Raw genomic sequence first — 13,386 nt, forward strand, 5'->3', positions numbered from 1 at the left:
AACAAATTTTGTTGTTTCAAGTTTTTTTATTTTTTCATATCAATATGAGGAATATCATCTTCCAAATAAACATCGGAAATGGCATTAAAACCAAATGATTCGTAAAACGAACGTAAATAATCTTGTGCACCAATAATAATTGGCGTATTTGGATACTTTTGTTCAATAACTTCCAACGTCCGTTGAACAATTTGCTTACCTAATCCCGATTGACGATGTTCCTTGGCTACCAAGACTCGACCAAAATGAACAGCATCTTCTTCTTTGTAAATCCGTGTGTAAGCTGCTACATTTCCTTGCTCATCTGTCAGAAACGTATGCAATGCCTCAGGATCGATTTCATCCACTTCTTGATATGGACAATTTTGTTCGACCACAAAAACGGCAATTCTTTCTTTTACTAGCATATAAAATTCTTTTGTCGTTAATTCATCAAATGTTTTCACTTGGTAATTCATTCAGTAGCCTCCTAACAAGTTTTCTTTTTATAGATTACTTGTTCAAAAATAAAAAAGCAAACGAACCACATAAGGCCCGTCAGCTTTTAAACTGCTTCTGTTAAAAATTCAATCTCTACTGTACGAGTTAATACATCAGAATAGCTGTAAGACACTCGTTCAAAAGAGTTTTCTTCAGGATCTAAGTCAACGACAAATACTGAAGGATAGGTTTCTGTTAAAACGCCGCGGCGTTCTGTTTGACGCTTTCTTCCTGTCTGAGCAACCAACATGATTTGGCTGCCGATACGACCTTCTAAATCTTTCTTGATTGTAGCTAAAGTTGTTGGCATACAGTTCACCTCGTCGTCAATTATAACAGATAGTCCAAAACTTTTCAAGTCTACCATATAAAAAAAAGAAATGCAATAAAAAAAAACAGTTGAAACAAGAATATTGACTAGCATTCTTCACTGTACGCTTTCAAATGCTTCTTGATTTTCTGTTTTACACGACTGTATCCACTCATTACTTGCTGAATATCCATTGATAAATCTTTTGCGATGTAGGAAAAATCACTTCCTTGCATGTAATGATGAAAAATTTGCGCTTCTCTTTTTGAAAAATGGATTTCACATGTTTCAATTGCTTCATTCAACAGCAGTTGTTGGACTGCTACAGGTTCTTGAGTTGTCACTTCTGCTAAGAAATCTGGTCCTTCAGATTCCATTTTCTGTTCCATAGAAACTTCGTCTTTTTGATCTCTGCGTTTTAATGCGTTTTGTTTCCTTAATAACGAATAGATTTGGTTAGTAATAACACTTTTGTAATAACTACCGAAACTAACTCCTTTGTTATTTTCATAGGTTTTTAATGCTTGATATAACGCAACACGTGCTTCTTGCTCCCAATCTTCATTCATAAAATTTCGCACATAATAACTATTTTTTAAGCGTAATAAAAGTGGATAATATTTCTGATAAAGGGTAGAAAATGCTTCTTCATCACCATTGCGTGCAGCACGTAATAACTCCTCAGGCATAAATAAATCCTCCATAATCTCTATTATGGAGGAATATTAGCATCAAAAATCGTGTTATTTAATCTGATAACGTGGTTATCTGTCCTTTTTCATTAAATCGTCTAACTTTTTAGACAATTTATGCAATTGTTCATCATTCCAAGGAGAATTACGTCGAAAATCAATAAAACGCATATTTATATTCTCTTGGGCTATTGTTTCTTCTGTTTTTTTGATTGTTTTATACAACTCATACGCAGAAGTTCGTAAGGCTCCTTGTGAAAACACTACCCATTGTTCAGCCAAATCACTTGTAGCAACTGTTACTTGTGTCAATCGATCGTTCAACGTGCCCGCTACTCGTTCAATATAACTATCTGCTGTTTCATCTTCTTTGGTGAATACAACTTCTAGCTGATATTTTTTATAGTTTTGTTGAATTCCAGGAACCAGCTGCGCATCGAAAACCACAATTACTTCAATTCCTTCAAATTTTGCATAATTAGACAACCGATGAAGCAAGGCTTCACGTGCATCAGCCATTTTGTCTTGCTTCTTTAACAAAACAAGCTCTGGCCAAGAACCAATCATATTGTAACCATCGACAATCAATAACTGTTTCTTCATCAGCTTACTCCCCCTGTCGTTGGGAAAACGCCTGATACATCAACAGACCTGCTGCAACACTTGCATTCAGGCTTTGAACATGCCCTACCATCGGGATTGTCAATAATTCATCCATTTCTTTTTTCAATCCTTGACTCATACCGCGCCCTTCATTACCAATTACTAATGCAATTGAACCTTTTGCATTCCAATTCTGAAAATTCGTTCCAGACATGTCTGTTCCAAAAATCCAAAAACCAGCTTCTTTTAGTTGCTGAGCTGCTTGAATCAAATTAGTTACTCTTGCTACTGGCACATGCTCAACTGCTCCAGTAGACGTTTTGGTAACGATTGGTGTGATTCCTACTGCGCGATGCTTAGGGATAATTACGCCGTCCACACCACTTGCATCAGCTGTTCGCAAAATCGAGCCAAAATTGTGAGGATCTTCTAGACTATCTAAAATCAAAAAGAAAGGATTTTCTTTTTTTGTTTTTGTTTGTTCAAGCAACTGTTCTAACGATAAGTATTCGTAAGGTGTGATAGCCAACACCACACCTTGGTGTACACCTCGATCACTTAATGTATCCAATTTTTGTTTAGGAACCCATTTCACGGGAACGGCTTGGTCACGAGCAATTATTTTTAACTCATCTACCTTCTCGCCATGAGCGTCTTCTTGGAGAAACAATTTATTTCCTCGTCCTTGTTGAAGTGCTTCCACAGCAGCATGATGACCAAAGACAAAATTATCTTCAATTGATTCGTCTTTTTCTTGCGTATGATTTGATTCTTGCTTTGTTCTTTTTTGAGATGTTTTTGATTGCTTGTTCCAGTCATTAGTATGTCGCTTTTTATTTTTAAAATTATTTTTTCTATCCATTTTTTTCACCTATTTTCTGAATACACCATTCAATCAATTCTTCCATTCGTTCGGTTTGCTTTGTTAGATGTAAATACCCCATCAACGCTTCGAAGCCTGTAGCAATTCGATAAGTCGTGATGTCTGCATTTTTAGCACCTGTATGACTTTTGGCATTTCTACCACGACGATAATAAATATCTTCTGTTTCTGTTAAAATATTTTCTTCTAACATTTTTTGAATCAAATAAGCTTGTGCTTTAGCAGATACATAATTTGTTGCCGTATGGTGTAATTTATTTGGTTTGGTTTGTCCTTGATCAATCAAGTAGTCTCGAATATAAATCTCATAAATTGCATCACCAACGTATGCAAGAGCTAAACCATTTAGCTGCGTGTAATCTCTCATACTTCTCTTCTCCAACGGGTTCCTTGCGGTGTATCTTCCAGGATGATCCCTTTTTCTTTAAATAAGTCCCGAATCTCATCACTACGCGCGAAATTTTTCGCTTGGCGTGCTTGGTTTCTTTCCTCAATCAATTGTTCAATGTCTTCATCTAGTAACGCTTCGGAAGTAAAGAAAATTCCAAAAATCGCTAACCATTGCGCATATAAAGTTATTGCTTGGTCTAAAACTGGTAGGGAAACTTGTTCTTGTTCCAAATAAGTATTTAACCATTTTGCAAGCTCATAAACAACTGTGATTCCATTTGCTGCGTTGAAATCATCATCCATTTCTTGAATGAAGCGCGTTTCTAACTCAGTTAATTCTGCCATTTTGTCACTATCATCTGTCAATGAACTAGCAGCACTATCTTTACGAAATTGAACGTTATCATACGTATTTTTTAAGCGTTGTAGATTTGTTGCCGCTTCCTTTATCGTTGCCTCACTATAACGAATTGGTCGGCGATATTGCGTTGTTGCCATGAAGAAACGTAAAACTTGTGGATCCACTGTTTGAATCATTTCATGGACAGTAATGAAATTACCAAGAGACTTACTCATTTTTTGATCTTCTTCGCCAATCGTTACATAACCATTGTGCATCCAATAATTTGCAAATTTTTGTCCCGTTTTGGCCTCACTTTGGGCAATTTCATTCTCATGATGAGGAAACTCTAAATCCTGTCCACCACCATGAATATCAATTGTTTCACCCAAGTGTTTTGTAGCCATAACAGAGCATTCAATATGCCAGCCTGGACGACCATTTCCCCATGGCGACTCCCAAAAAATTTCTCCCGGCTTGGCATTTTTCCATAAAGCAAAATCCAATGGATCTTCTTTCAGCTGTTGTTCTTCACCCGTTCGTTGACTCGCACCAATTTCAAGCTCATCAATTGACTGATCGCTCAACTGACCATAATCCTTGAAACGACGTGTCCGATAATAAACATCACCTTGCGCTTCATACGCATAGCCTTTTTCAATCAATACTTGGATAAACGATAAAATGTCTGGCATATGATCCATTACTCTTGGATGTAAGGTTGCTGGTTCCACGTTTAACGCCTTAGTATCTTCCTCAAATGCTTGGATAAAACGATCCGCAACTTCTGGTGCTGTGATCCCTAAGTCTTTTGCTGCGCGGATGATTTTATCATCCACATCTGTAAAGTTCGAAACATATTTGACTTGATAGCCGCGATATTCAAAATAACGACGAATTGTATCAAATGCAATGGTACTCCGCGCATTTCCAATATGGATATAGTTATAAACGGTTGGCCCACAAACATACATTCCAACCTGACCTTCTACAATAGGAACAAATTTTTCTTTCTCTCGAGTAAGCGTATTATATATTTTTATCATTCTGTTCTCCTTATCTTTTCACCTTTAATCCGAACAACTTTTGCCGGAATACCAACTGCTGTAGCATCATCTGGTATATCATTAAGTACAACTGCTCCTGCTCCGACTTTTGCATGCCGACCAATTGTCACTGGACCTAAAATCTGTACATTTGCAGAGAGCAACGCGCCCTGTTTAACTGTAGGATGTCGTTTACCTGTTTGTTTGCCTGTCCCGCCTAAAGTCACACCATGGAACAAGACCACATCATCTTCAATTTCTGCCGTTTCTCCAATCACTACGCCCATTCCATGGTCAATAAAGACACCTTTACCAATTTGTGCGCCAGGATGTATTTCAATCCCAGTTAAAAAGCGCCAGAATTGGGCAATGATTTTAGCTAATAAATACAAACGATGTTGGTATAAGAAATGAGAAAGACGATGCCAAAGTAACGCATGGAATCCTGGATATGTTAGAACAATTTCTAAAGTCGAACGTACAGCAGGATCATTTTTTTTCGTAGCAGTAATTATTCGCGTAAACCAATTCATTCACCTTCACTCCTTTCCATAACAGATTTATGTAACCAAAACTATAAATAAAAAGCGTCTTTTAAATAAGTTTCCTTAAATAAAAGACGCTAATGGCGTGGTTCCACTTTTTTTCATAATCAAAACAGATTACCTCGAAGCAAAATAACGTCTGCTACCCGTTTTTAGCTACTTGTGTTCGCTAAAACCACTCCCAGAGGCATTTCAACACCTACTTTGTAACGACTTTCACCTTCCGTCGCCTCTCTAAAAACAAACTAGTTGTTTACTTCTTCTGTTCTTCGTGTTTATTTTATTACTTGGTTTAAATGAGCAAGTGCTTTTTCACGGCCTAATAATTCAACTGTGTCTGGTAATTCAGGACCATGCATTTGTCCTGAAACAGCAACACGAATTGGCATGAATAAGTTTTTGCCCTTAACACCAGTTTCTTTTTGTACAGCTTTGATAGCTGCTTTAACTGTTGGAGCATCAACAACTTCCATTTCTTCTAGCTGTGCTTTAAATGCTGTCAAAACAGCTGGAACTGTTTCACCAGCTAATACTTCTTTTGCCGCATCATTTAAAACTGGATGTTCATTAAAGAATAACTCTGACACTTCAACGATTTCCGCAGCATAGCTCATTTGTGGTTGATATAATTGAACAATTTTTTTCACCCATTCAATTGTTTTTTCATCAGGATTTTCTTCAACTCGGCCATCTGCAATCAAATATGGTAAACACATATCTGTTAATTCAGCTAAATCCATTTCTTTCATGTAATGGTTGTTTACCCATTGTAATTTTTTCGCATCAAATGCTGCAGGTGATTTGCTCAAACGTTCTGGATCAAACATTTTCACTAATTCTTCTTGACTGAAGACTTCTTCTTCGCCTACTGGTGACCAACCAAGCAATGCAATAAAGTTGAACATTGCATCAGGTAAATAACCTAATTCACGATATTGTTCGATAAATTGAAGGATTGATTCATCGCGTTTACTTAATTTTTTACCAGTTTCGCTGTTAATAATCAGTGTCATATGACCAAATGTTGGTGGTGTCCAACCAAATGCTTCATAGATCATTAATTGTTTTGGTGTGTTTGCAATATGGTCATCTCCACGCAAAACATGAGTAATTTTCATCAAGTGATCATCCACTGCTACAGCAAAGTTATAGGTTGGCATGCCATCACGTTTTTGAATGACGAAGTCTCCGCCGATATTATCTGATTCAAATGAAATTTCACCTTTGACCATATCGTTGAACTTATATTCTGTGTTTCGTGGCACACGGAAACGAACAACTGACTCTAGCCCTTGAGCTTCTTTTTCAGCTTGTTCTTCTGGCGTTAAGTTTGCACATTTCCCACCATAGTGAGGCATTTCACCACGAGCGCGTTGTGCTTCACGTTCCGCTTCTAATTCTTCTTCTGTACAGTAACATTTGTAAGCTCGATTGCTTGCAAGTAATTGATCAATCAGTGGTTGATAAATTTCTTTACGTTCAGATTGACGATAAGGACCATATTCTCCAGGATTTTCAGGAGACTCGTCCCAATCCATTCCTAACCAAGCTAAATTTTCTAACTGACTTTTTTCTCCATCTTCAATGTTACGTTTTTGGTCAGTGTCTTCAATACGGATGATGAATTCTCCATCATTGTGGCGAGCAAATAAATAATTGAATAATGCAGTTCGTGCATTTCCAATATGTAAATGCCCTGTTGGACTTGGTGCATAGCGTACGCGTACTTTCGTCATTTTCTTCCTCTTCTTTCAAACTAGACTTATGTGACTAACAGCAAAAATCCGTCAGCTTTGACCTTAAAAACATTATTTATTTAAAGTCACTCAGCAAAATTTTACCTTTTCTAGTGCAAATAGTAAAGCCAACCGATTGAATTTCCTCATCAGTTGGCTCATTTTATTTATGAAATTAAGATTTTGTCTTCGTTTCAGAATTTTTTTTGTTATCAATACCCCGACCTGCATGCGCTGGTTTAGCAAAAATCATTCGACCAGCTGCTGTTTGCAACGCACTAGTTACGACAACTTCAAGATGCTCATTCATATAATGCTGGCCATCTTCAACGACAACCATTGTTCCATCATCTAAGTAAGCAACACCTTGCTGACGCTCTGTTCCGACTTTTACGACTAAAACATTCATTGTCTCACCAGGAATCACAACTGGCTTAACTGCATTTGCTAACGCATTGATGTTTAAGACTGGCACATTTTGAAACTCAGAGACCTTATTCAAGTTATAATCATTAGTAACAATCACGCCATCTAACAGTTTAGCTAATTTAATTAGTTTACTATCAACCTCACTGATTTCTTCAAAGTCTCCATCATACATTTCAACAGAGATACCTTCTTCTTTTTGTAAAGCATTTAAAATATCTAGCCCGCGGCGTCCACGAACTCGTTTTAAACTATCACCAGAATCTGCGATGTATTGCAATTCATATAAAACAAAATTTGGAATCATTAACGTTCCTTCTAAGAAACCTGTTTTAGCAATATCATAAATTCGCCCGTCAATGATAACACTCGTATCTAAAATTTTATATTTGTGGAAATTATCGCCTGATTTACGTTCTAATAACTGGCTTTCAAACTGATTTGGTAATTCTTGTTCCACTTTCTTGTTTCGTGGCGCAAAGATTTTCTTCCATTCATCAATTCGAGTTGTGCCCATTCTCATACCAAAATAACCTAAAAAGATCATCAATAGAATGGGTAAAACACTATTTACAAATGGAATTTCCATATTGTAAAGAGGAGTTGAAATAATTACCCCTAAAGTTAACCCAATAATTGTACCAATTGCTCCAAACAATAAATAAGTTAAACTAATCTCACTCAATTTTTCTTCTACTTGTTTCAGCACAGCAGCAATATGTTTTGCTAATAGCAGAGATAAAATAAAGAAAATAAGTGCACCTAACAGGCTATTAGTAAACGTATTGTTCAGCCAGCCATTGGTTTGTTGGCCGATTGCTTGCCAAGCAGCTGGTAAAAAAGAAATACCTAGACTTGCTCCCGCAATGATCATCAACAATGTAATGACGCGTTTTTGCATAGTTGTTCCTCCATTTCATTTTTTTATTTTTATGCTTGAAATACTTTTTTAAGCGTTTCGCTTAATGTTGCGACTCCAATAACTTCAATACCCACAGGAGCCTTCCACCCACCTAGATTATTTTTTGGCAAATAGACTTTCGTAAATCCTAATTTTTGAACCTCTTTGACACGTTGTTCAATATGACTCACACGTCGGATCTCACCAGTAAGCCCAATTTCGCCAATAAAACATTCCGTTGGTTGTGTTCCTTTTTCTTTATAACTTGATGCAATACTTACCGCAATCGCTAAATCAATTGCTGGTTCATTTAATTTTACTCCACCAGCCGCTTTTAAGTAAGCATCTTGATTTTGTAACAGCAATCCTGCTCGTTTTTCCAAAACTGCCATAATCAAAGAAACACGATTAAAATCTAGCCCTGTAGTCGTGCGTTTCGCATTTCCAAACATAGTTGGTGTAACTAAAGCTTGGATTTCCACTAAAATTGGACGAGTACCTTCCATTGCAACAACAATTGCTGAGCCAGTTGCGCCATCTAAACGTTCTTCCAAAAAGATTTGAGAAGGATTAGATACTTCTTCTAGTCCATGTTCACGCATTTCAAAAATACCAATCTCATTCGTTGAACCAAAACGATTTTTCACCGCACGTAAAATTCGGAAACTGTGATGCTTTTCTCCTTCAAAATACAAAACAGTATCCACCATATGCTCCAACATTCTTGGTCCCGCAATCGAGCCTTCTTTAGTAACATGTCCAACAATAAAAATAGCAATACCATTAGTCTTCGCAATTTTCAACAATTCAGCAGTTGTTTCCCTTACCTGGCTAACACTACCAGCCGCACTTGTAATATCTGGTTGAGTCATTGTTTGAATCGAGTCGATAATAACATAGTCTGGTTTCAGCTGTTCAATTGCATGACTAATTTCATTCATATCTGTTTCAGCATATAAATAAAATTCGGTATCGATGTTTCCTAATCGTTCCGCACGAAGCTTAATTTGTTCCGCACTTTCTTCACCAGAAACATATAAAACTTTTCCCCCAATAGCTGCTAATTGCTGAGATACCTGTAAAAGCAACGTTGACTTCCCAATCCCCGGATCTCCACCAATCAATACCATTGAGCCTGGAACTACCCCACCCCCAAGTACACGGTTTAACTCTGTTAACTTTGTTTGTACACGAGGCTCTTTTTTAGGGACTACTTCGTCGATTTTGGTAGGCTTTGCTCGTTCACCAGTTAAACTGGTGCGTACTCGACGATCACTTGTATCTTGTTCAATCTCTTCGACCATCGTATTCCATTTTCCACAATTTGGGCAACGTCCCAAAAATTTAGGCGACACATAACCACAATTTTGACAAACAAATTGTGTCTTTGATTTTTTTGCCATTGTCTCGCCTCCTTTAAATAGCTAATAAATTCTGGCCAATTTAGTTTTTATTCGAAGAACCAAACCCGCCTTCTCGACTTGTTGTTGTTTCATCTTGATCTGCCTTTAAAAACGGCAAGAAAATGCCTTGACCAATTCGTTCGCCTTTTTTAATCATCACATCTTTAAAACCAAAATTAGTAAACTGGAACATAATGTGTCCCTCATTATCTGGATTATTGTAGTAATCACTATCAATGACCCCAACACCATTTGTTAAAACCAAAAACCGTTTTAAAGGATTACTTGAACGATTAGCTAATTGTAAAAATTCATCTTCTCCCATATAGGATTTGATACCTGTTGGCACCAAAGTAGGTTTTAATTGTTTTTCATCAATTGCTGTTGCTTTTTCTCCCATTGATTCTATCAATGTAGTAAGTCCATTTTTTATACCTGACTTCCAAATACTTGGAATAATAATATCTGCCGCAGCTTCAAAATCATATCCTGCAGCGTGGTGTGTTGCTCTTTTTGGTAAATTGATTTCTTGACTCGCATAGTTAGAAACAACTTCAAAACCTCTTTTTTTCACGAATCTTCCCCCTAGAATAAACTATGTTTTATTTTACCATATTCACACTACCAAAGGCCTTTCTTTGCAAAATCTTCAAGAAATTCTGTTATCCTGTAGAAAAGTTTTCAAAGATAGACCTTTTTTTCTTCTTAATTGAAAAAAACTTCTTCTTTTAAACATGACTTTAGACACTAAAACAAGTAGAATAGAAAAAAATTACATACAAAATTTATTCAAATAATTATTAGAGGTGTCTCATGCGCAAAGAACTAACTCAAGCAAAACGAATTATCATCAAGGTAGGAACAAGCACATTGATTTATCCGAATGGAAAAGTAAATCTCGCTGCGATTGATCAACTTGCTTTTGTTTTAACCGATTTACGTAATCGCGGAAAAGAAATTATTTTGGTTTCCTCCGGTGCTGTCGGGGTCGGAATGACAAAAATGAATCTGAATCAAAGACCACAAACGATTCCTGAACAACAAGCAATCGCCGCGATTGGTCAAGGTGAGTTGATAAATATTTATAATCAACGGTTTGCAACTTACGGTCAGCAAACTGCACAAGTTTTAGTAACACGTGACGTAATCGATTTTCCAGAAAGCAGAAAAAACGTAACCAATACTTTAGAGCAGCTTCTCGCTCTTGGTGCAATTCCCATTGTAAATGAAAATGACACCGTTGCAGTCGATGAGTTAGATCATTCGACAAAATTTGGAGACAATGACCAACTTTCTGCAATCGTAACTCAATTAGTTACGGCGGATTTATTGATTGTCTTATCTGATATTGATGGCTTTTATTCTGACAATCCCTCAACTAACGCTCAAGCTGAACTGTACTCATTGGTCACAGAAATCAATGACGATTTAATGGCAAAAGCTGGTGGTGCGGGAAGTACATTTGGAACAGGTGGTATGCACAGCAAATTACAAGCTGCAAAACGGATTTTTGATGCAAACCGCTCTATGGTCCTTGCAAACGGGAAAAATCCAGCAATCATTTTTGATATTTTAGCCGGTAAAGAAATCGGTACTTTTTTCAAGCACAACTAAAAGACCTTTCGATGAGAGAACTCGACCCACTTTTATAAAAACAAAGGAGGATTTATGATGATCGATTTAAGACAGCTCGGAGAAAATGCTAAAAGCAGTGCTACTACTTTAGCTTTAATGAGTACAACGGATAAAAATGACTTGTTACTTAAAATGGCGGATGCGATTGAAGAAAATCAAGTGGCTATTCTCGAAGCAAACAAAGAAGACTTGACTCATGCAACACAAAATAAAATTAGCGAGACGATGCAAGACCGATTAAGACTCACATCTGAACGAATTCATTCAATGGCAGAGGAAATGAGAAAGGTTGCCCAACTGGACGATCCAATCGGAAAAGTTGATCATATGTGGAAAAATGAGGATGGCTTGCTGATTGGAAAAAAACGCGTGCCTCTTGGTGTTATTGGAATTATTTATGAATCACGACCAAATGTCACAACAGATGCTGCCAGCTTAGCTTTCAAATCTGGAAATGCAGTTATCTTACGTGGTGGAAAAGAAGCCTTTGTGTCCAATCAAAAACTGGTAGAAATCCTACAACAAGTTTTGGTGGACAATGGACATTCTCCTTACGCAATTCAATTTGTGACAGACACTTCTCACGAGGTTGCTGATCAACTGATGAAACTGACTGATTATTTAGATGTTTTAATTCCTCGTGGGGGAGCAAGTTTAATCCAACGAGTCAAAGCTCATGCAACTGTTCCAATTATCGAAACTGGTACAGGAAACAATCATATTTATATTGATAAAGACGCACAATTAGAAATGGCAAAAAAAATTATCGTCAATGCAAAAGCTTCTCGTCCTTCTGTTTGTAATGCTGCTGAAACTTTATTGATTCATGCAGAAGTCGCACCTTTTTTCTTGCCAGTAATTGAAAAAGCATTAGTTGACAGTGGCGTTGTATTACGTGCAGATCAACGCTCCCTAGAATATTTAGAAACGGCATCTTTAGCAACAGACGAAGATTGGGATACAGAATATCTTGATTATGTTTTAGCAGTAAAAATCGTCGACTCAATCGACGAAGCCATCACCCATATCAACCGCCACAACACAAAACATTCGGAAGCAATCGTTACAGACAGCTATGCTGCTAGTCAAATGTTTTTAAATCAAGTAGATGCCGCAGCAGTCTATGTTAATGCGTCTACACGATTTACTGATGGTGCTGTTTTTGGATTTGGTGCTGAGATTGGTATCTCCACGCAAAAATTACACGCAAGAGGACCAATGGGACTTAATGAACTAACTACAACAAAATATATCATTTATGGCGAAGGCCAAGTCCGTGAGTAACAGCTAATTTGTTTCACAAGAAACATTTGTTATCATATGTTGTTTCCTCTCACTATAAGTTATGCAAAAAAAGTTAAATTATTTTTTAATGATTCAACTAATAGAAAGGTATTCTCATGTTTGAAATTTTAACCGTCTTTTTAGTCTATTTATTTTCCCTAAACATTGCCGCTTTTTTTGGTGTAGCTTTACTAACACTTTTCTTTCAGATAAAAAAAAGAAGTCAAGGCATGCAGCGAGAAAAATGGACAAAGTATTTTGAAAAAATCGGCCCAAAAGGATTACTAATCCGGCTTTATGTAAGCTATATGTTAGCCTTGAGTTTATTAGCAGCGATTAATTACGTATCATTTTTTAATTATTCGCTACCATATACATTCACACTTTTAATTGCAGGTTTTTTCCATTTAACTTACAAATATCAATTGAATAAAGATCATTTGAAACACACATTTCATTAATTTAGGGAGTGTGTAGCTGATGAGCCACTCTTTAGAAATTAAACCTCCAACCTAATCTCTGAACGTTAGATTTTCATTACACTATTAATTTAAGGATTAAGCTGTTACCCCCTGTTCAATTAAAAAAAGCTGAACAAAATAATATTGAATTTGAACATAAAAAAAGCTAGTAGATTTTTGAATCTACTAGCTTTTTTCTTTCAGTAATAATAGTTGCTTCCAACATTTTATTTATTCATTACTTAAAAACA

The 13,386-nt window shown here is 36.7% G+C and carries 15 protein-coding genes and 1 other annotated feature; of the genes, 3 read left to right on the forward strand and 12 right to left on the reverse strand.

The genetic code is table 11. The features are described from left to right. Nucleotides 1–26 precede the first annotated feature (26 nt). The 12 genes from IGJ66_RS11765 to IGJ66_RS11820 all read right to left on the reverse strand — a co-directional run bounded on the left by IGJ66_RS11765 (nt 27) and on the right by IGJ66_RS11820 (nt 10,329). On the reverse strand, nt 27–458 hold the full coding sequence (locus tag IGJ66_RS11765) for a GNAT family N-acetyltransferase (protein ID WP_067484610.1): 432 nt from the start codon (nt 456–458) through the stop codon (nt 27–29). Nucleotides 459–544: 86 nt separating this feature from the next. Next, entirely contained in the window at nt 545–790 is a 246-nt protein-coding gene (locus tag IGJ66_RS11770; RefSeq protein ID WP_067484607.1) for a Veg family protein, read from the reverse strand. 107 nt (nt 791–897) lie between these two features. Next, entirely contained in the window at nt 898–1,479 is a 582-nt protein-coding gene (locus IGJ66_RS11775; RefSeq protein ID WP_067484603.1) for a sigma-70 family RNA polymerase sigma factor, read from the reverse strand. Between the two features lie 75 nt (nt 1,480–1,554). Beyond that, on the reverse strand, nt 1,555–2,085 hold the full coding sequence (locus IGJ66_RS11780) for an NYN domain-containing protein (RefSeq protein ID WP_067484601.1): 531 nt from the start codon (nt 2,083–2,085) through the stop codon (nt 1,555–1,557). Nucleotides 2,086–2,089: 4 nt separating this feature from the next. Continuing rightward, nucleotides 2,090–2,947, reverse strand: a complete 858-nt coding sequence (gene rlmB, locus IGJ66_RS11785; protein ID WP_075491447.1) for a 23S rRNA (guanosine(2251)-2'-O)-methyltransferase RlmB — start codon at nt 2,945–2,947, stop codon at nt 2,090–2,092. Then, complete coding sequence (locus IGJ66_RS11790; RefSeq protein ID WP_067484597.1) at nt 2,940–3,335, reverse strand: Mini-ribonuclease 3; 396 nt, start codon at nt 3,333–3,335, stop codon at nt 2,940–2,942. Before IGJ66_RS11790 ends, rlmB begins: the two co-directional genes overlap by 8 nt. After that, nucleotides 3,332–4,744 carry a cysteine--tRNA ligase gene (cysS, locus tag IGJ66_RS11795; protein WP_071869012.1) on the reverse strand — a complete coding sequence of 471 codons (1,413 nt, stop codon included), beginning with the start codon at nt 4,742–4,744 and terminating at the stop codon, nt 3,332–3,334. Before cysS ends, IGJ66_RS11790 begins: the two co-directional genes overlap by 4 nt. Further along, nucleotides 4,741–5,277 (reverse strand): serine O-acetyltransferase EpsC, encoded by a 537-nt coding sequence (gene epsC / locus IGJ66_RS11800; protein WP_067484593.1) that lies wholly within the window; start codon nt 5,275–5,277, stop codon nt 4,741–4,743. Before epsC ends, cysS begins: the two co-directional genes overlap by 4 nt. 79 nt (nt 5,278–5,356) lie before the next feature. Further along, nucleotides 5,357–5,568: a binding site (T-box leader), on the reverse strand. Then, entirely contained in the window at nt 5,565–7,025 is a 1,461-nt protein-coding gene (gene gltX, locus IGJ66_RS11805; protein WP_067484591.1) for a glutamate--tRNA ligase, read from the reverse strand. It overlaps the preceding feature by 4 nt. A gap of 175 nt (nt 7,026–7,200) precedes the next feature. Further along, nucleotides 7,201–8,352, reverse strand: coding sequence for a PIN/TRAM domain-containing protein (locus IGJ66_RS11810; RefSeq protein WP_067484588.1), 1,152 nt, complete (start codon nt 8,350–8,352; stop codon nt 7,201–7,203). Between the two features lie 29 nt (nt 8,353–8,381). Next, nucleotides 8,382–9,755, reverse strand: coding sequence for a DNA repair protein RadA (radA, locus tag IGJ66_RS11815; RefSeq protein WP_067484585.1), 1,374 nt, complete (start codon nt 9,753–9,755; stop codon nt 8,382–8,384). Between the two features lie 40 nt (nt 9,756–9,795). Further along, nucleotides 9,796–10,329, reverse strand: coding sequence for a dUTP diphosphatase (locus tag IGJ66_RS11820; protein ID WP_075491448.1), 534 nt, complete (start codon nt 10,327–10,329; stop codon nt 9,796–9,798). Between the two features lie 239 nt (nt 10,330–10,568). On the opposite strand from IGJ66_RS11820, the gene proB reads away from it, so the two are divergent. The 3 genes from proB (at nt 10,569) to IGJ66_RS11835 (ending at nt 13,135) form a co-directional block, all read left to right on the forward strand. Continuing rightward, on the forward strand, nt 10,569–11,369 hold the full coding sequence (gene proB, locus IGJ66_RS11825) for a glutamate 5-kinase (protein ID WP_067484580.1): 801 nt from the start codon (nt 10,569–10,571) through the stop codon (nt 11,367–11,369). Nucleotides 11,370–11,426: 57 nt separating this feature from the next. Then, on the forward strand, nt 11,427–12,674 hold the full coding sequence (locus IGJ66_RS11830) for a glutamate-5-semialdehyde dehydrogenase (protein ID WP_086270514.1): 1,248 nt from the start codon (nt 11,427–11,429) through the stop codon (nt 12,672–12,674). A 116-nt stretch (nt 12,675–12,790) separates the two neighbouring features. Further along, nucleotides 12,791–13,135, forward strand: a complete 345-nt coding sequence (locus IGJ66_RS11835) for a hypothetical protein (protein WP_067484577.1) — start codon at nt 12,791–12,793, stop codon at nt 13,133–13,135. Nucleotides 13,136–13,386 lie beyond the last annotated feature (251 nt).

This window comes from Enterococcus sp. DIV0176 (assembly GCF_050528535.1).
Taxonomy (GTDB): Bacteria; Bacillota; Bacilli; order Lactobacillales; family Enterococcaceae; genus Enterococcus_B; species Enterococcus_B thailandicus.

Excerpts from the sequence above, each read along its gene's own strand:
- rlmB (WP_075491447.1), bottom strand. The coding sequence starts at position 2,947 with ATGGATAGAAAAAATAATTTTAAAAATAAAAAGCGACATACTAATGAC.
- IGJ66_RS11830 (WP_086270514.1), top strand. The coding sequence starts at position 11,427 with ATGATCGATTTAAGACAGCTCGGAGAAAATGCTAAAAGCAGTGCTACT.
- radA (WP_067484585.1), bottom strand. The coding sequence starts at position 9,755 with ATGGCAAAAAAATCAAAGACACAATTTGTTTGTCAAAATTGTGGTTAT.
- IGJ66_RS11775 (WP_067484603.1), bottom strand. The coding sequence starts at position 1,479 with ATGCCTGAGGAGTTATTACGTGCTGCACGCAATGGTGATGAAGAAGCA.
- cysS (WP_071869012.1), bottom strand. The coding sequence starts at position 4,744 with ATGATAAAAATATATAATACGCTTACTCGAGAGAAAGAAAAATTTGTT.
- IGJ66_RS11770 (WP_067484607.1), bottom strand. The coding sequence starts at position 790 with ATGCCAACAACTTTAGCTACAATCAAGAAAGATTTAGAAGGTCGTATC.
- gltX (WP_067484591.1), bottom strand. The coding sequence starts at position 7,025 with ATGACGAAAGTACGCGTACGCTATGCACCAAGTCCAACAGGGCATTTA.
- IGJ66_RS11810 (WP_067484588.1), bottom strand. The coding sequence starts at position 8,352 with ATGCAAAAACGCGTCATTACATTGTTGATGATCATTGCGGGAGCAAGT.
- IGJ66_RS11765 (WP_067484610.1), bottom strand. The coding sequence starts at position 458 with ATGAATTACCAAGTGAAAACATTTGATGAATTAACGACAAAAGAATTT.
- IGJ66_RS11835 (WP_067484577.1), top strand. The coding sequence starts at position 12,791 with ATGTTTGAAATTTTAACCGTCTTTTTAGTCTATTTATTTTCCCTAAAC.
- IGJ66_RS11790 (WP_067484597.1), bottom strand. The coding sequence starts at position 3,335 with ATGAGAGATTACACGCAGCTAAATGGTTTAGCTCTTGCATACGTTGGT.
- epsC (WP_067484593.1), bottom strand. The coding sequence starts at position 5,277 with ATGAATTGGTTTACGCGAATAATTACTGCTACGAAAAAAAATGATCCT.
- IGJ66_RS11780 (WP_067484601.1), bottom strand. The coding sequence starts at position 2,085 with ATGAAGAAACAGTTATTGATTGTCGATGGTTACAATATGATTGGTTCT.
- proB (WP_067484580.1), top strand. The coding sequence starts at position 10,569 with ATGCGCAAAGAACTAACTCAAGCAAAACGAATTATCATCAAGGTAGGA.